The following is a 20,997-nucleotide window of genomic DNA, read 5'->3' as shown; positions in this document are numbered from 1 at the left end:
GAACTGCGGGCGGCCCGGGGACAGGTCTCCCACCATGACCATCGCCCTGGAACACGCCACAGCTGCCACCTCACCCGCGCCTCCTGTGCCCGCCGCTGCCGCGCCTCCTCGCCCCGCTCGCCTCGTGCTCACGCCGAAGACCGCCCTCGCCGGACAGCTGGACGGCGCCTGGTGGCCCCGCTCCCGCGACCTCGAAGCCGAACTCCCAGTCCTTGCAGCCGCCTTGGCCGAGCCTTGGGGCCGCATCACCCGCGTCACCGTGAACCCCTCCCGCTGGCCGGTCATCCCGCCCAAGGTGCCCGTCGCCGGACACACCCTGCACGTGGGCTGGTTCACCGAACAAGACCCCGACAAACTGATCCTGCTCTCCTACACCGTCGGCCGCTGGGACCTCCTCGTCATCCCGCCCCAGACCACACCCGCCGCCGCGGCCCGCCTCATGGCAGCGGCCTCCGTCCCCGGCAGCGTCCTCACCGCGGGCGCGCTGATCGCCGCCGAAGCCGTCATCGGCCGAAGGCCCGACGTCCGGAACCGAGAAGACGCCTGGGAAAGTGAAGGCGGAGCATGCATGTCCCCCACGGGGCCCCCTGCCAGGCAACCGGTCGGCCCGCTGTCCGCAGGCGCCTGGTGGTGAGCACCGTGAACACCCTCGTCCGGTGGGAATTGCCGGGTCTGGCCCTGCGGCTTGATGGACGGCGACGACGCCCCGACACCGCAGCAGGTCGACGAGTTTTACGAAAACCTGGCAGACCTTACCGAAGGGAGATCTGACCGAACCCGAACGGGTCGTCCAGGCCGCTCAGCACGCCACCTCATTCCAGGCGGCATCCGCTGCCGGCAGCTACCAAGATCCGGACCATTTCCGGACCAGCCCCCGCCAAGGAGCCGCACCAACTGCCGTTTCCCCTAGTCAGCATGGGTGTCTCTCCTGTACCACCAGCAGACGAAGAACCTTCTCGTGTCCTACTCCCCGAAGAAGCTCGGCTTCTTCTAAAGCCATGGAAAAAGGTGTCTGACCGCCCGTTCCACCTTTCGCCGGCCTGCGGAGAGATCATGCGGCACCCCCTTGACGGCGGTGCACGAGACGCGTCAGACCGCCGTCAAGGGCACGTCAGCGTGCGCCGTCGGTGATCCGGAAGCGCAGCCTGCAGATGACCGCGTCCGTATCGCGGCGAACGGCGTGGGCGACGACGGAGCCGCGCTGGTTCTGGAGCATCCGCTGCCACAGGTGGGCGGGTTCGGTCTCCGGGATGAGTACGGTGATCTGCGCCTGCGGGTGCGTTTTCGCGAGCGTGCGGACGTACGCGGACACGGGGCGGCCGAGCGAGCGGGTGTCCGAGGGGACCTCGATGAGCTCGACTCCGGGGTTCCACAACTCCCAGTCCCTGCGCAGCGCTTCGGCCGATGTCCGGTCCTCGTCCGCGGGGTGGGTGACGGTGACGGCGAGGACGTCGTCGCCGAGGGAGCGGGCCGCGGTGAGGGCCTGGCAGGTCAGCTTCGAGAGCCCGGAGACGGGCACCACGACGAGCGACCGGGAACGGTGCGGCGGCTGCGGGACCCGGCCGAGTTCGAGGCGCTCGCCGATCTCGGCGTAGGCGCGGTGGATCTTCTCGAAGCCGAGGACGATGAGCGGCAGGGCCAGGACGATCAGCCAGGCTCCTTCGGTGAACTTGGTGGCGGTCACGACCACGGCGGAGACTCCGGTGAGCAGCGCACCCGAACCGTTGAGGGCCGCCTTGGCCTGCCAGCCCTTCGGGCGTTCGCCGTTCCAGTGCAGGACCATGCCGACCTGGCAGATGGTGAAGCCGACGAAGACGCCGATGGCGAAGAGCGGGACGAGCGTGTTGGTGTCACCGCCCGAGAAGACCAGCAGCGCTGCCGAGACGAGCGCCAGCCAGACGACGCCGTGCCGGTGGACCTGGCGGTCGGCCTTGAGGGCGAAGAAGTGCGGCAGGTGGTTGTCCCGGGCCAGCAGGCTCATCAGGACGGGCAGCCCGCCGAAGGAGGTGTTCGCCGCGAGCGCGAGCAGCACCATCGTGGCGAACTGGACCACGTAGAAGGCCGCGTTGTGGCCGAAGGAGGCGTCGGCGAGCTGGGCGAGGACGGTGACGCCCTCCACGGGCTGGAGGTGGAAGCGGCCGATGAGGATCGAGAGGCCGATCAGCATGACGCCGAGGAGGGCGCCGAGTGCGACCTCGGTGCGCTGCGCGCGGCGGGCGGCCGGGGCGCGGAAGGACGGTACGGCGTTGGCGACGGCCTCGACGCCCGTGAGGGCCGAGCAGCCGGCGGCGAAGGCCTTGAGGAGCAGGAGCGCGCCGACGGCGGTGGCGCCCTCGCCGAGCGCGGAGGCGTGTCCGGCGGCGGAGGCGGTGCTGACCGGGCCGTCGCGGAAGAGGCCGACGGTGATCATCGCCAGGATGGAGCCGACGAAGAGCGCGGTCGGTACGAGGAAGGCCTTGGCGGAGTCGACGACCCCGCGCAGGTTCACGGCGGTGACCAGCACGAGCACGCCGAGGCAGATCCACACCCGTTCGGCGTGCAGGCCCGGGAAGGCCGAGGTCAGGGCGGCCACGCCCGCGGTGACGGACACCGCGACGTTGAGGACGTAGTCGAGGATCAGCGAGGCGGCGGCGACCAGGCTGGTCCGTCGGCCCAGGTGCCGCTTGGCGACCGCGTACGAGCCGCCGCCGTCCGGGAAGGCGGCGATCACCTGCCGGTAGGAGGCGACCAGCACGGCCAGGAGCACGGCGATCGCCAGGGTCACGGGGAGGGTGAAGCCCATCCCGTACGCGCCGGCCGCGGCCAGCACGAGCACGATCGACTCCGGCCCGTACGCGACGGACGCCATCGCGTCGAGCGACAGCGCGGCGAGGCCTTGGAGCGCCGTCAGCTTGTGCCGGTCGCCGGCCACCGTCGCGCCCGTATCAGGAGGCTGCTCCTGGCTCGGCCCCTGAACTGCCGTGGTCGCTCTTCCTACCTGTATGGCCATGACGCCGATCCCTCCGAGTGGGCAAAGTCAGGACAGCGTCGAGCGCGCAGGAGACGGCCGCCAGCACCCTTGCCGCGTTCCATACGCACGCCCGGCAAGTCTTCACGTGATTCATACGCGCAGGGGACGGAGGCGTATGAGGTCCATCAAGAGGTGCCGTCGCGCGTTGCCCCGGCTCTGTGGAGGTGCACGCTTGATGTGGGCGGCACCAGCCCGACCGGAACCCACGAGGAGAGCCCCTTATGGACGCGGAGAGCGTGGTCGGCCTGGTCATCGCCCTGGCACTGCTCGGCTACCTCGTCGTCGCACTGATCAGGCCCGACGAGTTCTGACGGCACGCTGCGTCAGGATCGGCTCGTCCGGACGGGAGGCTTCACATGTCCGGCTACTGGTTCCGTTTCCGCGATCACCTCGCTCTGACCGCGGGCCTCGTCGTCCCCCTCCTGGTGGCGCTCCTGCTCGTGCCCTTCCGCACGGACCTCTCGTCGACGAACGCCGCGCTGATCCTGGTCGTCGCGGTGGTCGCGGTCGCCTCCATGGGCACAAGGACCGCCGGAGCGCTGGCCGCGCTCTCGGCGGCGGCCTGGTTCGACTTCTTCCTCACCGAGCCCTATCAGCGGTTCGCCATCACGGACCGCGGGGACGTCGGGACAGCGGTCCTGCTGCTCGCCGTGGGCCTGATCGTCTCGCAGCTCGCCGTACGCACCCGTCGCCTCCAGGCCGTCGTCGTCACCGACACCGCCCACCTGTCGAGCCTCCAGGGGACCGCCCGGCTGGCCGAGGACGGCGGCTCCCCCGAGGACGTGGTCGAGTACGTACGACGTGAGCTGGTCGGACTCTTGGGGCTGCGGAGCTGTCGCTTCGAGTACGGGACCCTGATGGGCAACCTGCCCCGGCTCGAACACGGCGGCGGCCTGTGGCTGCGCCGCGGGACCCGGATCACTCAGTACGCGGACTGGCCCGAGGGTGAGACGGAGCTGCGCGCCGTCGGCGGCGGGCACTACTACGGGCGCTTCCTCCTCGAACCGCATCCGGGCCGCCCGCTTCCCACCGAGGAGGCCCGACTGGTGGCCGTCGCCCTGGCCGCACAGGCCGGTGCGGCCCTGGACTCCGCCGGCCTGTCCCACCAGGGCTGACCGCCCGTAGGTGCACCGCCGCGTAAGGGCGGCGTCAAGGGTTCCGCCGCCGCCGTAAGGACCCCGTCAAGGCGTCTTAACACCTGGGTGAAGACACGGTTGTCTCGTCGTCATCGGCCATCTGGCCGATTCATTTCTTCCCTTCTTCACTCAGGAGCTCACGATGGCCGACCTGGCCTTCGTCGTCACCACGGTCGCGGTGTTCGCGCTGGTGGCTCTCATCGCCCGAGGGGTGGCCAAGCTGTGACCGTCGAGAACATCGTCGGCCTCGTCGTGGCCGTCTCGCTGCTGGGCTATCTGATCCTCGCCCTTGTGTACCCGGAGAGGTTCTGAGCATGAGCCCCGTTACCGCTGGTGTGCTCCAGCTGCTCGCGCTGATCGCCGCGCTCGCACTGGCTTACCGACCCCTCGGCGACTACATGGCCAAGGTCTATTCCTCCGAGAAGCACTACAAGCCGGAGAAGTGGATCTACAAGGCCATAGGCGCCAACCCCGACGCCGGGATGCGCTGGCCCGCTTACCTGCGCGGCGTCCTCGCCTTCTCCGCCGTGAGCGTCCTCTTCCTCTACGGCCTCCAGCGGGCCCAGGGGATCCTGCCCGGCTCGCTCGGCTTCTCCGCGATCGACCCGGACCAGGCGTTCAACACCGCCGCCTCCTTCGTGGCGAACACCAACTGGCAGTCGTACTACGGCGAGCAGGCCATGGGCCACGTCGTCCAGACCGGCGGCCTCGCGGTGCAGAACTTCGTCTCGGCGGCGGTCGGCATGGCCGTCGCGGTGGCCCTCGTACGGGGCTTCGCGCGGTCGCGTACCGGTGAGCTCGGCAACTTCTGGTCGGACCTGGTGCGCGGCACCGTCCGCATCCTGCTCCCGCTGTCCGTGATCGGCGCGCTCGTCCTCGTCGCGTGCGGCGTCATCCAGAACTTCTCCGGCATCCACGAGGTCGGGCAGTTCCTGGGCGGTACGCAGCAGTGGAACGGCGGGGCGGTGGCCTCGCAGGAGGTCATCAAGGAGCTGGGTACGAACGGCGGCGGCTACTTCAACGCCAACTCCGCCCACCCCTTCGAGAACCCGACCCCCTTCTCGAACCTCTTCGAGATCTTCCTGATCCTGGTCATCCCCTTCGCGATGACCCGCGCCTTCGGCCGCATGGTCGGAAACCTGCGGCAGGGCTACGCGATCCTCGCGACCATGGCCATCATCTGGGTCGGCTTCACCGGCCTGATGATGTGGACCGAATTCGCCCACCACGGCCCGGCACTCGACGCGGCCGGCGGGGCGATGGAGGGCAAGGAGACCCGGTACGGCATCGCCGCCTCCGCGATCTTCTCCGTGGCGACCACCCTGACGTCCACGGGTGCGGTCAACTCGTTCCACTCCTCGTACACCGGCCTCGGCGGCGGGATCCAGCTGCTGGGCATGCAGCTCGGCGAGATCGCGCCCGGCGGCGTCGGCTCCGGCCTCTACGGCATGCTGATCATGGCGATCATCGCGGTGTTCATCGCCGGCCTGATGGTCGGCCGCACGCCGGAGTACCTGGGCAAGAAGATCGGCACCCGGCAGATCAAGTTCGCCGCCTGCTACATCCTCATCACCCCGGCCCTCGTGCTGTGTTTCACCGCGGCCGCCATGGCCCTGCCCACCCCGGGCAACTCCATGACCAACAGCGGGGCGCACGGCTTCTCCGAGATCCTCTACGCCTACACCTCGGGCGCCAACAACAACGGCTCGGCCTTCGCCGGCCTGAACGCCGACACCCAGTGGTTCAACAGCACCATCGGCATCGCCATGCTGCTGGGCCGCTTCCTGCCCATGGTGTTCGTCCTGGCCCTGGCCGGCTCGCTGGCCGAGCAGAAGCCCGTCCCCGAGACGGCAGGCACCCTCCGCACCGACAAGCCGCTCTACGCGGGCCTCCTCGTCGGAACGATCATCATCATCACCGGACTCACCTACTTCCCGGCCCTGGCGCTGGGCCCGCTCGCCGAAGGGCTCGCCTCATGAGCACCGCCACGCCCACAAGGGCTCCGCACCAGGACGTGCCCACCGGCCACAAGCCGGACGGCGGACGCGTGGGCGGCGGCCTCTTCGACCCGAAGCAGCTGCTGAAGTCCTTCCCGGACGCCGTCCGCAAGCTCGACCCGCGCGTCATGATCAAGTCGCCGGTCATGTTCGTCGTCCTGATCGGCTCGGTGGTCACCACCGTCCTGGCGATCAAGGACCCGACCGACTGGTTCGGCTGGGCGATCACCGCCTGGCTGTGGCTGACCACCATCTTCGCCAACCTCGCGGAAGCGGTCGCGGAGGGCCGTGGCAAGGCGCAGGCCGACACCCTGCGCAAGGCCAAGACCGACACCGTCGCCCGGCGCCTGTCCTCGGACGGCCGGACCGAGGAGCAGGTGCCCGGTACCGAGCTCAAGATCGGCGACCTGGTCGTCTGTGAAGCCGGGGACATCATCCCGGGCGACGGAGACGTCGTCGAGGGTGTCGCGTCGGTCGACGAATCGGCCATCACCGGCGAATCGGCCCCGGTCATCCGGGAGTCCGGCGGCGACCGAAGCGCGGTCACGGGCGGCACGAAGGTCCTCTCCGACCGCATCGTCATCAAGATCACCACCAAGCCCGGCGAAACCTTCATCGACCGCATGATCGCCCTCGTCGAGGGCGCCGCCCGGCAGAAGACGCCGAACGAGATCGCGCTCAACATCCTGCTCGCGTCCCTGACGATCGTCTTCCTGCTCGCAGTCGTCACCCTCCAGCCCTTCGCGATCTACGCGGGCGCCAAGCAGTCGATGATCGTACTGACCGCGCTGTTGGTGTGCCTGATCCCGACGACGATCGGCGCGCTGCTCTCCGCGATCGGCATCGCGGGCATGGACCGCCTGGTCCAGCGCAACGTCCTGGCGATGAGCGGCCGAGCGGTGGAAGCCGCCGGCGACGTCTCCACCCTGCTGCTCGACAAGACCGGCACGATCACCCTGGGCAACCGCCAGGCATCGGAGTTCGTCCCGGTGAAGGGCACGTCGGAAGCCGAGCTGGCGGACGCCGCGCAGCTCTCCTCCCTCGCGGACGAGACCCCCGAGGGCCGCTCCATCGTGGTGCTCGCGAAGGAGAAGTACGGTCTGCGCGAACGCCACCAGGGCGAGCTGACAGGTGCCGAGTGGATCGCCTTCACCGCGCAGACCCGTATGTCGGGTGTGGACGTGGACGGCAGGAAGACCCGTAAGGGCGCGGCAGGTTCGGTCATCACCTGGGTCACGGAGCAGGGCGGTCGCGTCTCAGACGATGCCGATCTCCTCGCCAGCCGGATCTCCGAGGCCGGCGGCACCCCCCTCCTGGTCGCCGTCGAGGACGAGAAGGGCGCCCGGGTCCTGGGGGTCATCCACCTCAAGGACGTGGTCAAGGAGGGTATGCGCGAACGCTTCGACGAACTGCGGCGCATGGGCATCAAGACCATCATGATCACCGGCGACAACCCGCTCACCGCGAAGGCCATCGCGGAGGAGGCCGGGGTCGACGACTTCCTCGCCGAGGCCACCCCCGAGGACAAGATGGCCCTCATCAAGCGGGAGCAGGCCGGCGGAAAGCTCGTCGCGATGACGGGTGACGGCACGAACGACGCTCCGGCACTGGCACAGGCCGATGTGGGTGTGGCCATGAACACCGGCACCTCGGCCGCCAAGGAGGCCGGGAACATGGTGGACCTCGACTCCAACCCCACCAAACTCATCGAGATCGTCGAGATCGGCAAGCAGCTGCTGATCACGCGGGGTGCGCTGACCACCTTCTCCATCGCCAACGACGTCGCGAAGTACTTCGCGATCATCCCCGCCATGTTCGCGGTGGTCTACCCGGGCCTGGACAAGCTCAACATCATGGGCCTGTCCTCGCCCGAGTCGGCGATCCTCTCCGCCGTCATCTTCAACGCGCTGATCATCATCGCGCTCGTACCGCTCGCCCTCAAGGGCGTCCAGTACAAGCCGACCAGCGCCGACAAGATGCTCCGCCGGAACATCGGGATCTACGGACTCGGCGGACTCATCGCCCCGTTCATCGGCATCAAGGTCATCGACCTCCTCATCTCCCTCATCCCCGGAATCGGCTGATCTGCGATGAACAACTCCCTGGGCAACACCGCCCGCCTGCTCGGCGCCGGGCTGCGCGCCCTCCTCGTTCTCACCGTGATCTGCGGGGTCATCTACCCGCTCGCCGTCACGGGCATCGCCCAGGCCGCCTTCGGCCACAAGGCCAACGGCTCCGAGATCAAGGACAGGAGCGGCCAGGTCGTCGGCTCCTCCCTGATCGGGCAGACCTACACCCTCCCGAAGCAGGACCCGAACGACGCGGAGGAGGCGGCCAAGCCGGACCTGAAGTGGTTCCAGCCGCGCCCCTCCAACGGCCTCGGCTCCAACTCCGTGAACACGCGGTACTCGCTGATCCTCTCCGGAGCCACCAACCGCTCGGCCGACAACGGTGCCGTCAACGGCAAGTGCACCGACCAGGCGGAGGAGGGCACTCTCTGCGCTCAGGTCATCGCCGCCAAGGACGCCGTGATCGCGGACAACACGACCGCGTCGTACACGGTCAAGCCGCAGGACGTGCCGGCCGACGCCGTCACCTCCTCCGGCTCCGGCCTCGACCCCGACATCTCCCCCGAGTACGCGAAGCTCCAGATCCACCGCGTCGCCGAGCACAACAAGCTCGACGTCAAGCAGATCGAGAAGCTCGTCGCCGACCACACCACCGGCCGCACCCTCGGCTTCATGGGCGAACCCCGCGTCAACGTCCTCGAACTCAACACCGCCCTCAAGGCACTGGCCAAGAGCTGACGTCCCGCACCGCACGGGTCCGGAGCCGACGGGACACGGAGCTCCCCAGTCACCGCGGGGAGGACCCCGCGATCCCGCCGGCTCCGGCCCGTACCCACCGAAAGAGGAAGGCCCCACACCGATGACCAAGGTGCTGGTGGTGGAAGACGACGCCCAGCTCGTCCGCGCGCTCAGGATCAACCTGGAGGCACGGAAGTTCGAGGTCGTGACGGCTTCCGACGGAAACACCGCCCTGAGACTGACAGCCGCCCGCACACCCGACGTCATCCTGCTGGACCTCGGCCTGCCGGACATGGACGGCATCGACGTCATCAAGGAGGTACGGGAATCCAGCGGGGTTCCGATCCTCGTCCTCTCCGCCCGCCACACCTCAGAGGAGAAGATCCGCGCCCTGGACGCCGGGGCCGACGACTACGTCACGAAGCCGTTCAGCATGGATGAGCTCCTCGCCCGGCTGCGGGCCGCCGTCCGCCGCCGGGAGGTTGCGGCGCCCACGGACGAGATCGCCTCGGTCACGACCGAGGAGTTCACCGTCGACCTCGTCGCGAAGAAGGTCGTCCGCAACGGACGCGGCGTACGCCTGACCCCCACCGAATGGCACCTCCTTGAAATCCTCATCACCAACCCGGGCCGCCTGATCAGCCAGCGCAAACTCCTGCTCGACGTCTGGGGACCGACGTACTCCGAACACACCAACTACCTGCGGGTCTACATGGCCCAGCTGCGGCGCAAGCTGGAAGCCGACCCCTCGCATCCCAGATACCTGATCACCGAGCCCGGCATGGGCTACCGCTTCGAGGGATGACGTAGAAGACCATGGGACGCGGCACGTTTCGTATCTACCTGGGCTCGGCCCCCGGCGTCGGCAAGACGTACGCGATGCTCTCCGAGGGCCACCGCCGGGTGGAGCGCGGCACCGACGTCGTCGTCGCCTTCGTGGAGCACCACCATCGTCCGCGCACCGAGGTCATGCTGCACGGACTGGAGCAGCTCTCCCGGCGCGAGCTCGACTACCGGGACACCGTGTTCACCGAGATGGACGTGGACGCGATCCTTGCGCGGCGCCCGGCCGTTGCGCTCGTCGACGAGCTCGCCCACACCAACGTCCCCGGCTCGCGCAACACCAAGCGCTGGCAGGACGTGGAGGAACTCCTCCAAGCCGGCATCGACGTCGTGTCCACGGTCAACATCCAGCACCTCGAATCCCTCGGCGACGTCGTCGAGACGATCACCGGCGTCCGGCAGCGGGAGACCGTCCCCGACGAGGTGGTACGCCGGGCCGACCAGATCGAGCTGGTCGACATGTCCCCGCAGGCGCTGCGCCGCCGCATGGCGCACGGGAACATCTACAAGCCGGACAAGGTCGACGCCGCGCTCTCCAACTATTTCCGGCCCGGCAACCTCACCGCCCTGCGCGAACTGGCCCTGCTCTGGGTCGCCGACCGGGTCGACGAGTACCTCCGGGAATACCGCGGCGAGCACGACATCCGTACGACCTGGCAGGCCCGCGAACGCATCGTCGTCGGCATCACCGGCGGGCCGGAGGGCCGTACGCTCATCCGCCGCGCCGCCCGCCTCGCCGAGAAGGGCTCCGGCGGCGAGGTCCTCGCCGTCTACATCGCCCGCAGCGACGGGCTGACCGCCGCCTCCCCCAAGGAACTCGCCGTCCAGCGCACCCTGGCCGAGGACCTCGGCGGGACCTTCCACCATGTCATCGGCGACAACGTCCCCGACGCGCTGCTGGAGTTCGCCCGCGGCTGCAACGCCACCCAGATCGTCCTCGGGGTCAGCCGCCGCCGTTCCTGGCAGTCGGTCTTCCGCCCCGGCGTCAGCGCCACCGTCGCCCGCGAGTCCGGACCCGACCTCGACGTCCACATCGTCACCCACGACGAAGCCGCCAAGGGCCGCCGACTCCCCGTCGCGCGCGGCGCACGGCTCGGCCGGTCCCGGATCATCCGGGGCTGGCTCGCCGGGGTCGCCGGCCCGGCCCTCCTCACCGTCCTGCTGAACCAGCTCGTGCCCGACCTCGGTCTGGCCAACGACATGCTGCTGTTCCTGACGTTCACCGTGGCGGCGGCGCTCCTCGGCGGGCTCCTCCCCGCCCTCGCGTCGGCCGCCTTCGGCTCGCTGCTCCTGAACTACTACTTCACCCCGCCCCTGCACGAGTTCACGATCTCCGACCCCAAGAACATCGTCGCCATCGCGATCTTCGTCGGCGTGGCCGTGTCGGTGGCCTCCGTCGTCGACCTCGCCGCCCGCCGCACCCACCAGGCCGCCCGGCTCCGAGCCGAGTCCGAGATCCTCTCCTTCCTCGCCGGCAGCATCCTGCGCGGCGATACCGCCCTCGACGCCCTGCTGGAACGGGTCCGCGAGACCTTCGCCATGGAATCGGTCGCGCTCCTGGAGCGCGGCACCGAGGTCGCCCCGTGGACCACCGCGGGCAGCACCGGTCGCAACCCCGTCGCACGTCCCGAGGACGCCGACGTGGACATGCCGATCGGCGAGAACATGGCCCTGGCCCTGTCCGGCCGGGTACTGCCCGCCGAGGACCGCCGCGTGCTCGGCGCCTTCGCCGCCCAGGCCGCCGTCGTACTCGACCGCCAGCGGCTGGTCGGCGAGGCGGAGGAGGCGCGCCGGCTCGTCGAGGGCCATCAGATCCGTACGGCCCTGCTGGCCGCCGTCAGCCACGACCTGCGCACCCCCCTCGCCGGCATCAAGGTGTCCGTCACCTCCCTGCGCTCCACCGACGTCGACTGGTCCGACGAGGACCGGGCCGAGCTCCTGGAAGGCATTGAGGACGGAGCCGACCACCTCGACCACCTGATCGGCAACCTCCTCGACATGTCCCGGCTCCAGACCGGGACAGTCGTCCCGATCATCCGGGAAACCGACCTCGACGAGGTCGTCCCGATGGCCCTGGCCGGAGTCCCCGGCGACAGCGTGGTCCTCGACATCCCCGAAACCCTGCGCATGGTCGCCGTCGACCGCGGCCTCCTGGAACGGGCCGTCGCCAACCTCGTCGAGAACGCCGTCATGTACAGCCCGCTCGGCCAGAGCGTCCTCGTCGCCGCCAGCGCCCTCGCCGACCGCCTCGAACTCCGCGTCGTCGACCGCGGCCCCGGAGTCCCCGACGAGGCCAAGGACCGGATATTCGAACCCTTCCAGCGCTACGGAGACACGCCCGCCGGCGCGGGAGTCGGCCTCGGCCTCGCCGTCGCCCGGGGCTTCCTCGAAGCCATGAACGGCACCCTCACCGCCGAAGACACCCCCGGCGGCGGACTCACCATGGTCGTCACCCTGCCCGTCACGCAAGGAACTCCCCTGACCCGACCTGACCTTCCTACGGACGCCACGACGTGACACGGCTGCGGCGCCCGGCCGCGCCGCGCCGCGACAACGCACACACTCCGGCGGGGTGTGAGGAGCGCCGGTTCAGTTGCAGCAGTCGCAGCCAGGGCTGAACCCGCACGCCGCGTGTGCGGTGTGCGGGGCCCTGGAGACGCCGTGCCTCTCGGCTATTGCGCCGATGACCGGCGTTCCACCAGCCAGCCTGCCGCGAAACTCAGGGTGGCGAGCCAGAACAGCGGTGCGGCGAATGCGCGTCCGTTGACGAACGTGAGCGCCGTGCCCAGGAGTGCGTACAGGCAGCCCATCAGGACAAGGGCGAGCGAGGCCCGCCGGTGCTGGGCGACCTTGCCCGGGGCGCCCCCGGCAGTTTCGACACCGCGTGGTTCGTTCGAACTACTAGTCATTGGTTCCGACTCCGTGGAGGTCCGAAGGTCTTCCGAAACAGCGGGCTGGAGAGCGCCGCTTGGATGCGGATCAGCAGCGGCCGCGCCAGGGGTAGGCGTACTTGCCGACCGTATAGGGAGGCCGGTGCCCGCCTCAGCCTCGCCGGGGCGGGCCTGCACCGCCTCGACGAACTCTCCGGACTCGAAGCCGCGCCCGAGGCCGTGCTCGAACGGCTCCGTCGCTCCCTGCACGCCCGCCGCGACCACGCCCAGGACCGGCTCGGGGACGACTGCGGGGTTCGCTGGACCTGGAAGAGGCCCGGCTCTCCGATCGCTGACGGGCGGTTCCGCAAGGCCCCCGTCAGGATCGCATCAGCGATCCGGGAAAGCGCGTCAAGCATGCGTCAGCACCCCCGCCGGTGCCCCACGCACGGGGATACCTTCGCCGAAGCGCGCCCCGGCCGTCCCGCCGGAGCGCCGTCGCACGCTCTCCACCAGGAGGAAAGCCATGTCCACGACAGCTCACCCCGAGGACCCCGAGCCGTCCGAACCCGTCCCGGCCGGACCCCTCTACGTCCCCGTCCGGCCGGGACCCGCGGGCTGCGCGACCCGCTTCTTCCGCACCCCGCCCGGAGAACGCACGGCGGTCGGCTTCACCTCCGAGGCGCGGCTCACCGCCACCCTGGGTGCGGACCAGTCCTGGATCACGCTCTCCGAGCCCGCTCTGCGGGCCCTGGCCGAACCGCTGGGTGTCCGCCGCCTCACCGTCGACCCGCAGTTCTCGGCCCCGGCCCCCGTACCCGCCCTCGCCGCCAAGCCGCTTCCGGCATGGCGCGACGGGGATCCGCGGCACGTCGGCGCCCTGCGCGTGACCGGGGCCGCCGCGGTCGTCTCCTGCATGAACCTCCTGATCGGCTGAGGGCTCACGATGTCCGTCACCTCTCTTTCCTCCCCGTCTCGGATCTCGGGTCCGATAACGGCACCCGAAACCTCCGAAGCCGCCGGAGGACTCTGCGTCTGGCCCGCCTCGGCCCGCCCCGCCCCCGGGGGCGACGTCACCGTCGCCGGGATCTCCCTCACCGAAGCCGCCGACCGGTTCGGCACCCCGCTCTACGTCCTCGACGAAGGCGAGGTCCGCGACCGCTGCCGCACCTACCGCGCCGCCTTCCCGGACACCGACGTCATCTACGCGGCCAAGGCCTTCCTCTGCCGCGCCATGGCCCGCTGGATCGAGGACGAGGGCCTGGGCCTGGACGTCTGCTCCGTCGGCGAGTTGGGCCTCGCCATGACCGCGGGCTTCCCCGCCGAACGCATCGTCCTGCACGGCAACGCCAAGAGCCCCGAGGACCTCTACACCGCGGTCCGGCTCGGAGTCGGCCGCATCGTCCTCGACAGCACCTCCGAGATCGCTCGCCTCGCCGACATCGTGCCCGGGGGCGAACGCCAACAGGTCATGATCCGGGTCGTCCCCGGCATCGCGGCCGGCGGCCACGCCAAGATCCGTACCGGTACGGAGGACCAGAAGTTCGGCCTCTCCACCACCGACGGATCCGCCCAGCACGCCATCACCCGAGTCCTGGCGCAGCCCCGCCTCCAACTCGTGGGCCTGCACTGCCACATCGGGTCCCAGATCACCTCGGTCAAGCCCTACCTGGCCGCGGTGCGCCGCATGGTCGGCCTGATGACCCAGGTCCGCGACCACCACGGCCTGGAACTCCCCCAGCTGAACATCGGCGGCGGCCACGGCATCGCCTACCGCCCCGGCGAGGACGGCCTCGACGTCGCCGCCCTGGCCCGCCGGGTCCGCTCGGAACTGGCGGACGGCTGCGCCCACGCGAAGCTCCCCGTCCCCCGCCTGACCATCGAGCCGGGCCGCGCCCTCGTCGGCCCCGCCGGCGTCGCCGTGTACCGCGTCCTCACCGTCAAGGAGACCTCGGGACGCACGTTCGTCGCCGTGGACGGCGGCATGAGCGACAACCCGAGGCCCGCCCTCTACGGAGTCCGGTACGCACCACGCCTGATCGGCCGCGCTTCGACGGCCCCGCCCGCCCCGGTCACGGTCGTGGGCCGGCACTGCGAAGCGGGCGACATCGTGGCCGAAGACATCCCCCTGCCCGGCGACGTACGCCCCGGGGACCTCATCGGCGTCCCGGCCGCCGGCGCCTACCACCTGTCCATGGCCTCCGGCTACAACCTGGTCGGCCGCCCACCCGTGAGCGCGGTCCGCGACGGCTCCGCCCGGCTGCTCGTACGCCGTGAATCCCTGGACGACATGAACCGCCGGGACATCGGCCTGTAGGGCCGCTCGCCCCGTCCGTCCTCCGCCGAATGCCAGCCCGGCGGAGGACGGCTCCGGGCATCACCGCACGCACGGCCCGGCACGGCGCCTGACCCGCACATCCTGCGAGCGGTGGACGAGCCCTTCGGGGGGCGTCACTTCGTGGCCTTGCGGGCCTGCGCCCGAGCCCGGGTCGCCTTGCGCTCCGGCCTCAGGCGCAGCCAGGTCCGTACGAGCAGGACGATCGCCGAGGCGAGGAACAGGCCGGCGGTGATCAGGAGCCAGCGGGCGAGGAAGCCGTCCGCGGACAGGCCGGTGGAGGCGGTGTAGTGGCCGCCCTGCTGAAGGATCAGCGGCCACCAGACGAGGAACAGGACGCCCGCGATGAAGGCGGGGACGCGGAGGTGGTTCACGCTCGGCCGCTGCCTGCCGCCGTTCTCGGCGGGCGCGGTGCCGAGAAGGGCCTGGGCGGCGCGGTCGGTGACCGAGTAGGCGGGGAGCAGGACCAGGTCGTGGAGGAGGGCGGCTCCGACGAACCAGATGACCACGCCCATGGTGTCGCCCTTCAGCAACCGGATGCCGGCGTAGAGGGCGAGGGCGAAGCAGGCCAGGGTGAGCAGGAGGTGGAGCGGGGAGGCCCCGTAGCGCCGACGGAAGGCCCCGGCTGCGCCTCTGGTGGGCTGGTTCATGCCGGTTCTCCGAAGGTGAGGCGGGTGACCCACTTGGTGTTGTGGACGCCCGGGGCCCCCGGAATGATCACGCGGGCGGGATAGCCGTGGTCCGGTGACAGGTCCGCCCCGTTCACCCGCACGGCGAGGAGCGAGCGGTCATCGCGCGCCTGGTTCGGGGCCAGGACCACGGAGGAGAACGACCCGCCGCGCTGTACGGACTCGACCAGCACCTGCGGGGTGTCGGTGCCGAGTCCGACGAGGGCGGCGAGATCGGTGAGGCGTACGCCGGACCACTGCTGGTTGGGGGTGGACCATCCCTCCACACACGCGATCGGCAGCGCCGCCTCCCGCTGGGGCATCGCCAGCAGCATGTCCCGGGTCAGCACTTCCTGCCGGCCGGCGCCGCGTACGGTCAGCCGCCAGGCTGGGCCCATGTCGCTGGGCCGGATTCCGCTGGAGGCCGCGGTCTTGTTGATCTGGAAGCCGTTCGGGCCCGTGCCGGGGTCGCGGCCGTGCGGAGCGAGTACGGCGGTCTTGCGCCACCACCCTCCGATGCTCTGGCCGGCCGTGACCATGAGCAGGGCCAGTGAGCCGGCCCCCACCATCGCCACCGCGCCCCGCCGAGAGATCGTCGCCGCTGCTGGGCGGGGAGACACCAGCCCCGCAGCTTCCTCGGAGTCAGCTGCGGGCTGGACATCTCGGCCGGCCCTGACGGCCCGTACCGCGCGCGGCAGCCGGAACGCGACGTGGACCACGAACGCGGCCATGAACACCCAGGCACCGTAGAAGTGCAGCGTGTAGAACGAGCCCGGGAAGACGTAGTCCAGCTGGATGTTCAGGATCCCGGTGACGAACGTGAAACCGGCCCCGCCCACCAGGAGGAGCAGGGACAGCCGTTCGAGGGCGTGTGCGGCGGAGCGGACCGGCGGCCACTCGAACAGCTTCGGGATCACCGACCACAGCTTGGCCAGGAGCACGGGCACGAGGACCACACCCAGGACGGTGTGCACGCCCTGCGTCAGCCGGTACAGCCAGTACGGCGACGTCGGCCAGGTGAACAGGTAGAACCCGAGCCACCCCTTGTCGGGGGTCTGGTCGTTGCGCGCGGCGAGGTCCGGGTTGTAGGCCGCGTACGACAGAAGTCCCGTCACGAACAGCACGATCACCCCGAACAGCAGGATGAGCCCGAACACCCCGGTCAGCCACGGTCCCCGCAGGGGACTGCGCCAGAACCCCGGCCGGGCCGGCCCCGGCGGCGGACCCGCCGCCCGCGCGCGCTCGAACGCTCCCCGTACCCGTTCGGCGACGGGTGCCCGCGAGGGCGCCTGCGCGGGACTCGCCGTGGCCGAAGGCGGCCGATCGGTGCCGTCCGGCAGGTCGCTCGGGCCGTCGCTCGGGTCCATGCGGGACACCTCCGTGCATAGCAGGCGGAACAGGCGTGCCTGTTTTCAGGAGAACATCGCGCATCGAACGCCCTCACCCGGCTCGTGACACGCACCACGATCCTTACGGCCGCCACCCGGACCCCGCATAGCCGGATGCCCCACTTCGTCACATGATCTTAGTTTCTTGCCCGATCGGGTGAATTGGGCCATCCAGACCGCTCGGCGCCGCGAACCTGCCGTGGATGCGCCGGCGATCAACGCCTGCGTGGATATGGGACGAGAGATGGGGCGTGATGGGCGCGAGCCGTATCGATTCCAGGTTGCTGGGACAGCTGACCGAGAAGTCGCAGGATCTGAACAGCACCGCGATGCGCATGACCGGTTCCGCGCTGGGCGAGGTCGGGGCCCGGGTGTCGCGTGAGGACGTCATGGCGCTGCAGACCGCGGCCTCGCTGGAGAACCTCGCGGTCGGCGTCTACCAGCAGGCGGCCGGCCTGCCGTTCATCAAGCACGGCAACAAGACGGTGGCGGCCTTCATCGCCACCACCATCAGCCAGCACAGCGCGCACGCGCGGGCTTTCAACGCGGCGGCCACCCAGGCCGGCGGTAAGGCGCAGTCGGCGCCGAACGCCAAGTACGCGGCGATCGTGAAGAAGGCCCTGCCCGGGATCAAGGGGCCGGCCGACGTGGTGGCGCTGGCGATCACCCTGGAGGACGTCGCCGCGCAGACCTACACCAAGTACACCGGGGACGTCCGCGATGCGCGACTGCGCTCGCTGTTCGCGTCGATCGCGCCGGTCGAGGCGCAGCACCGGGCGGTCCTGCTGGCGGTACGGGCCCTGCTGGGTGCCGGGAAGCCGGAGCTGATCGCCCTGCCCACGAAGGCTGCGGCCCTGCCGGCCGCGGCCGGGTCGGTCGGTTTCCCCGAGGGCTTCTACCCCGTCAAGAACGCTTCCCCGATCGCCGAAGGAGCCGTCAAGTGAGCACCGAGAAGAACGGCTGGGAGCTCGGCATCGGCGAACGCGAGCTGAGCCTCCTGACCAAGGACATGGAGGACGCCCACCTCGACACGCTGCCCGCCATGCAAGCCGGCGCGACCGAGCTCGTCGGGGAGATCAGGACCGCCGACGCGGACAGGCGGCGGTTCCTCGCCGGTGCGGGCATCGCGGCCGCGGCGTTCGCTCTGGCGGGCGGGGTGGGTGCGAAGGCGTACGCCACCGCCCGGGGATCCTCGGCGGCTGCCGCTCCGAGTCCCTACCAGGGAGACCTCAAGGTGGTGGCGCTGGCGGCCGCGCTGGAGAACCAGGCCGTGGGTGCCTACGGTGCTGCCCTGAAGGCGGCCGCGGCGGGCAAGCTCGGCAAGGTGCCGCCGGCCGTGGGCACCTTCGCGAAGACCGCCATGGAGCAGCACGCGGCGCACGCCAAGGCGTGGAACGCAGTCCTGACCGGCGCCGGAAAGCCCGCGATCACCGGGGTGCCGCTGTCGAACCAGCCCGCCACGCTCAAGGCCCTGGGCCAGGCCAAGGACGTCGGCGCGGTCGCCCGCCTGGCGCTGTCCCTGGAGGACCAGGCGGCGCAGACCTACCTGTTCGCCGCCGGTCACGTCGCCAGCCCCGCGGGGATCCGGACCGCCGCGAGCATCGCCCCCGTCGAGGCCATGCACGCCGCGATCCTGCACTTCGTCCTCGGCGAATACCCCGTCCCGGACGCCTTCCTCCAGACGGACCGGGCCGCCAAGCCCACGCTCCTGACCGTCTGACCAGGCCGTCCCGAGGCCACGCCGGCTCTCGGCCGACCACGGCCCCCGTTCGCGGACAGGCTGCGTACGCCTCTGCGTGCGCAGCCTGTCCGGCTCGCTTTCCCTCCCGATCTCCCGATTCCCCGATTCCCCAGTCGCCCGATCCCCCCGAAGGGACGATTCGTCATGCCTAAACACAGCTCCGTCCAGGTCCCGCTCCCGGTCGCGCTCCGTTCCGTCGCGATCCGGGCCGCCTGCGCCGCACTCGCACTCGCCGGGGCGTTCCTGGCACCCGCCAGTGCGCAGTCGGCGCCCGTTCAGGCCGCGCCGGCCGCCCGTATCGTGATCGAGGACTTCGGGTTCGGCCCCGCCTCCCTCACCGTCGCGCCCGGGACCGTCGTCACCGTGGTCAACAGGGACAGCGCCCCGCACACCGTCACCGGGACCGGCCGCGCCACCTTCGACACCGGAAGGATCAAGGCCGGCCGCAGCGCGACCTTCACCGCTCCCCGCGCCCGCGGCCAGTACTCCTACATCTGCGACATCCACCAGTTCATGTCCGGCACCCTCACCGTCCGCTGATCGCAGGAAGTGGCCATGTCTCCCCTGTCCCGTCCCCACGACGAGCGCCTGCTGGGGCTCTTCCGGATCGTCACCGGGTTCCTCTTCGCCTGCCACGGTGCCGCCAAGCTCTTCGGGTTCTTCGAGGACGCCCCGGTGCCGGCGGGCCTGTGGCCCTACTGGTGGGCCGGCCTCATCGAACTCGGCGGGGGCGCCCTCGTCGCCACCGGCCTTCTCACCCGCCCGGCGGCGCTGCTGTGCTCCGGCACCATGGCCTACGCCTACTTCACCGAACACCAGCCCCACGGCCTCCTGCCCCTGCAGAACGACGGCGAGAGCGCCGCCCAGTACTGCTGGGCCTTCCTCGCCCTCGCCGTCCTCGCACCCACCGCACTCTCCCTGCGAGGCACCGCCCGGCGCCTCGCCTCCGCCCTGCGCGGGACGAGGATGTCCGCGCCCGCGCCGACCGGCCCGTAGGCGGCAAGCCCGTAGGCGACAGGCCCGTAGCCGACAAACCCGTAGGCGACCGGCCCGTACCCGACAAGCTGACCATGGCGCCGTCCGGGTTGTCTTCGCGGGTTCGGCCCGTCCGCATGACCGTGCGCTGCGAACCCCGTCCAGATCCCGCACGCATCCCGAACGGGATCACACTTCAGCTGGGGAGCCCCAATGCGCATGCGCAAGAGCACCATCGCCCTCTCGATCGCCATCGCCGCGGCCCTGTCCGCGCCCGTCCTGGCCGCGGCCGACGGCGCGGACCCGCACGGCATGGACCGGATGGACCGGATGGACCACACGTCGCTGACCGCGATCGGGCTGACCTCCGACCAGCGACTGGTGGAGTTCATGGTCGACCGGCCGTCGAAGACCATGTCGATCGGCAAGCCGGCCGGCCTCATGGGCGACACCAAGATCATCGGCATCGACTTCCGGGTCCAGAACGAGAAGCTCTACGGCGTCGGCGACCAGGGCGGCGTCTACACCCTGAACACCCACAACGCCAAGGCCGTGAAGGTCTCCCAGCTCACCGTCGCCCTGAACGGAGCCCGGTTCGGCGTGGACTTCAACCCGGCCGCCAACCGGCTGCGCGTCATCAGCGACACCGGGCAGAACCTGCGCCACAACATCGACGACAACGCCGCCCCGCTGACCACCACCGTCGACGGCACCCTCACCAACCCGACGATGCCTCCCTCGACCGCCATGGGCGTCACCGGCGCCGCGTACACGAACAACGACCTCAACGCGGCGACGGCGACGTCACTGTTCGACATCGACACGATGGCCGACCGGGTCTCCCTCCAGTCGCCCGCCAACGCGGGGATGCTGGCCCCGACCGGGAACCTCGGCGTCAACGCCGGCCCCGACGCGGGCTTCGACATCTACTTCGCCCCCAAGCAGGGCACCAACCAGGGATTCGCCGCCCTCAACACCGGCGGCACCTTCCGCCTGTACGGGATCAACCTCCTCACCGGAGCCGCCCGTGACCTGGGCGCCTTCCCCAAGGACCGCCAGGTCACCGACATCGCCCTGCCCCTGAACCAGGGCTGACGGCATCCGGGCGGGGGGGGGGGGGGGGGGGGGGGGGGGGGGGGGGGGGGGGCGCGGGCGGGCGCCCCGCCCCCGCCCCCGGGGGGGGGGGCGGGGGCGGGGGGGGGGCGGGGGCGGCGGGCGGGGCAGCCG

Annotated in this window: 20 protein-coding genes; 16 read left to right on the top strand and 4 right to left on the bottom strand. The window is 70.6% G+C overall.

Features of this window, described 5'->3' with window-relative positions; genetic code table 11:
* Positions 1–34: 34 nt before the first annotated feature.
* Positions 35–634, top strand: a complete 600-nt coding sequence (locus ACIA8F_RS21055; protein WP_399380732.1) for a DUF5994 family protein — start codon at positions 35–37, stop codon at positions 632–634.
* Positions 635–1,111: 477 nt separating this feature from the next.
* On the opposite strand, the gene ACIA8F_RS21050 is transcribed toward ACIA8F_RS21055, so the two are convergent.
* Entirely contained in the window at positions 1,112–2,989 is a 1,878-nt protein-coding gene (locus ACIA8F_RS21050) for an APC family permease (RefSeq protein ID WP_399380730.1), read from the bottom strand.
* Between the two features lie 242 nt (positions 2,990–3,231).
* On the opposite strand from ACIA8F_RS21050, the gene kdpF (ACIA8F_RS21045) reads away from it, so the two are divergent.
* The 8 genes from kdpF (ACIA8F_RS21045) (at position 3,232) to ACIA8F_RS21010 (ending at position 12,310) form a co-directional block, all read left to right on the top strand.
* A complete protein-coding gene (kdpF, locus tag ACIA8F_RS21045; protein ID WP_399380729.1) occupies positions 3,232–3,321 on the top strand; it encodes a K(+)-transporting ATPase subunit F in 90 nt (29 codons plus the stop codon).
* Between the two features lie 45 nt (positions 3,322–3,366).
* On the top strand, positions 3,367–4,125 hold the full coding sequence (locus tag ACIA8F_RS21040; protein WP_399380727.1) for a DUF4118 domain-containing protein: 759 nt from the start codon (positions 3,367–3,369) through the stop codon (positions 4,123–4,125).
* Between the two features lie 243 nt (positions 4,126–4,368).
* A complete protein-coding gene (gene kdpF, locus ACIA8F_RS21035; RefSeq protein ID WP_351374607.1) occupies positions 4,369–4,458 on the top strand; it encodes a K(+)-transporting ATPase subunit F in 90 nt (29 codons plus the stop codon).
* Positions 4,459–4,460: 2 nt separating this feature from the next.
* Entirely contained in the window at positions 4,461–6,125 is a 1,665-nt protein-coding gene (gene kdpA, locus ACIA8F_RS21030) for a potassium-transporting ATPase subunit KdpA (protein WP_399380726.1), read from the top strand.
* Complete coding sequence (gene kdpB, locus ACIA8F_RS21025) at positions 6,122–8,227, top strand: potassium-transporting ATPase subunit KdpB (RefSeq protein ID WP_399380725.1); 2,106 nt, start codon at positions 6,122–6,124, stop codon at positions 8,225–8,227. The genes kdpA and kdpB overlap by 4 nt, the downstream gene beginning before the upstream one ends.
* Before the next feature lie 6 nt (positions 8,228–8,233).
* Positions 8,234–8,950 (top strand): potassium-transporting ATPase subunit C, encoded by a 717-nt coding sequence (locus tag ACIA8F_RS21020; RefSeq protein WP_399380723.1) that lies wholly within the window; start codon positions 8,234–8,236, stop codon positions 8,948–8,950.
* A 121-nt stretch (positions 8,951–9,071) separates the two neighbouring features.
* Positions 9,072–9,755 carry a response regulator gene (locus ACIA8F_RS21015; RefSeq protein WP_399380721.1) on the top strand — a complete coding sequence of 228 codons (684 nt, stop codon included), beginning with the start codon at positions 9,072–9,074 and terminating at the stop codon, positions 9,753–9,755.
* Between the two features lie 11 nt (positions 9,756–9,766).
* Positions 9,767–12,310: a DUF4118 domain-containing protein gene (locus ACIA8F_RS21010; protein WP_399380719.1), complete on the top strand. Its 2,544-nt coding sequence runs from the start codon at positions 9,767–9,769 to the stop codon at positions 12,308–12,310.
* 155 nt (positions 12,311–12,465) lie between these two features.
* Here the strand turns inward: ACIA8F_RS21010 and ACIA8F_RS21005 are convergent, their stop codons facing one another.
* On the bottom strand, positions 12,466–12,702 hold the full coding sequence (locus ACIA8F_RS21005) for a hypothetical protein (RefSeq protein WP_399380717.1): 237 nt from the start codon (positions 12,700–12,702) through the stop codon (positions 12,466–12,468).
* 487 nt (positions 12,703–13,189) lie between these two features.
* Here ACIA8F_RS21005 and ACIA8F_RS21000 point away from each other — a divergent pair, with 487 nt between their 5' ends.
* Both ACIA8F_RS21000 and lysA read left to right on the top strand, forming a co-directional pair.
* Positions 13,190–13,600, top strand: a complete 411-nt coding sequence (locus ACIA8F_RS21000) for an SAV_915 family protein (protein ID WP_399380716.1) — start codon at positions 13,190–13,192, stop codon at positions 13,598–13,600.
* A 9-nt stretch (positions 13,601–13,609) separates the two neighbouring features.
* Positions 13,610–14,980, top strand: a complete 1,371-nt coding sequence (gene lysA, locus ACIA8F_RS20995; protein ID WP_399380714.1) for a diaminopimelate decarboxylase — start codon at positions 13,610–13,612, stop codon at positions 14,978–14,980.
* A 134-nt stretch (positions 14,981–15,114) separates the two neighbouring features.
* On the opposite strand, the gene ACIA8F_RS20990 is transcribed toward lysA, so the two are convergent.
* Complete coding sequence (locus ACIA8F_RS20990; protein WP_399380713.1) at positions 15,115–15,648, bottom strand: hypothetical protein; 534 nt, start codon at positions 15,646–15,648, stop codon at positions 15,115–15,117.
* Entirely contained in the window at positions 15,645–17,033 is a 1,389-nt protein-coding gene (locus ACIA8F_RS20985; protein ID WP_399380711.1) for a molybdopterin-dependent oxidoreductase, read from the bottom strand. The genes ACIA8F_RS20990 and ACIA8F_RS20985 overlap by 4 nt, the downstream gene beginning before the upstream one ends.
* A gap of 302 nt (positions 17,034–17,335) precedes the next feature.
* Here ACIA8F_RS20985 and ACIA8F_RS20980 point away from each other — a divergent pair, with 302 nt between their 5' ends.
* The 5 genes from ACIA8F_RS20980 (at position 17,336) to ACIA8F_RS20960 (ending at position 20,865) form a co-directional block, all read left to right on the top strand.
* A complete protein-coding gene (locus ACIA8F_RS20980) occupies positions 17,336–17,998 on the top strand; it encodes a ferritin-like domain-containing protein (RefSeq protein ID WP_399380710.1) in 663 nt (220 codons plus the stop codon).
* Positions 17,995–18,774 (top strand): ferritin-like domain-containing protein, encoded by a 780-nt coding sequence (locus ACIA8F_RS20975; protein WP_399380708.1) that lies wholly within the window; start codon positions 17,995–17,997, stop codon positions 18,772–18,774. Before ACIA8F_RS20980 ends, ACIA8F_RS20975 begins: the two co-directional genes overlap by 4 nt.
* 165 nt (positions 18,775–18,939) lie before the next feature.
* Positions 18,940–19,335, top strand: a complete 396-nt coding sequence (locus ACIA8F_RS20970) for a cupredoxin domain-containing protein (RefSeq protein WP_399380707.1) — start codon at positions 18,940–18,942, stop codon at positions 19,333–19,335.
* A 15-nt stretch (positions 19,336–19,350) separates the two neighbouring features.
* A complete protein-coding gene (locus tag ACIA8F_RS20965) occupies positions 19,351–19,791 on the top strand; it encodes a DoxX family protein (RefSeq protein ID WP_399380705.1) in 441 nt (146 codons plus the stop codon).
* Positions 19,792–19,989: 198 nt separating this feature from the next.
* Positions 19,990–20,865 carry a DUF4394 domain-containing protein gene (locus ACIA8F_RS20960; RefSeq protein ID WP_399380703.1) on the top strand — a complete coding sequence of 292 codons (876 nt, stop codon included), beginning with the start codon at positions 19,990–19,992 and terminating at the stop codon, positions 20,863–20,865.
* Positions 20,866–20,997: the final 132 nt, after the last annotated feature.

Source organism: Streptomyces sp. NPDC051563 (assembly GCF_044454225.1).
GTDB lineage: Bacteria > Actinomycetota > Actinomycetes > Streptomycetales > Streptomycetaceae > Streptomyces.
Note: the sequence above shows the minus strand (reverse complement) of the source record. Positions and strands in the feature narration are given on the sequence as shown.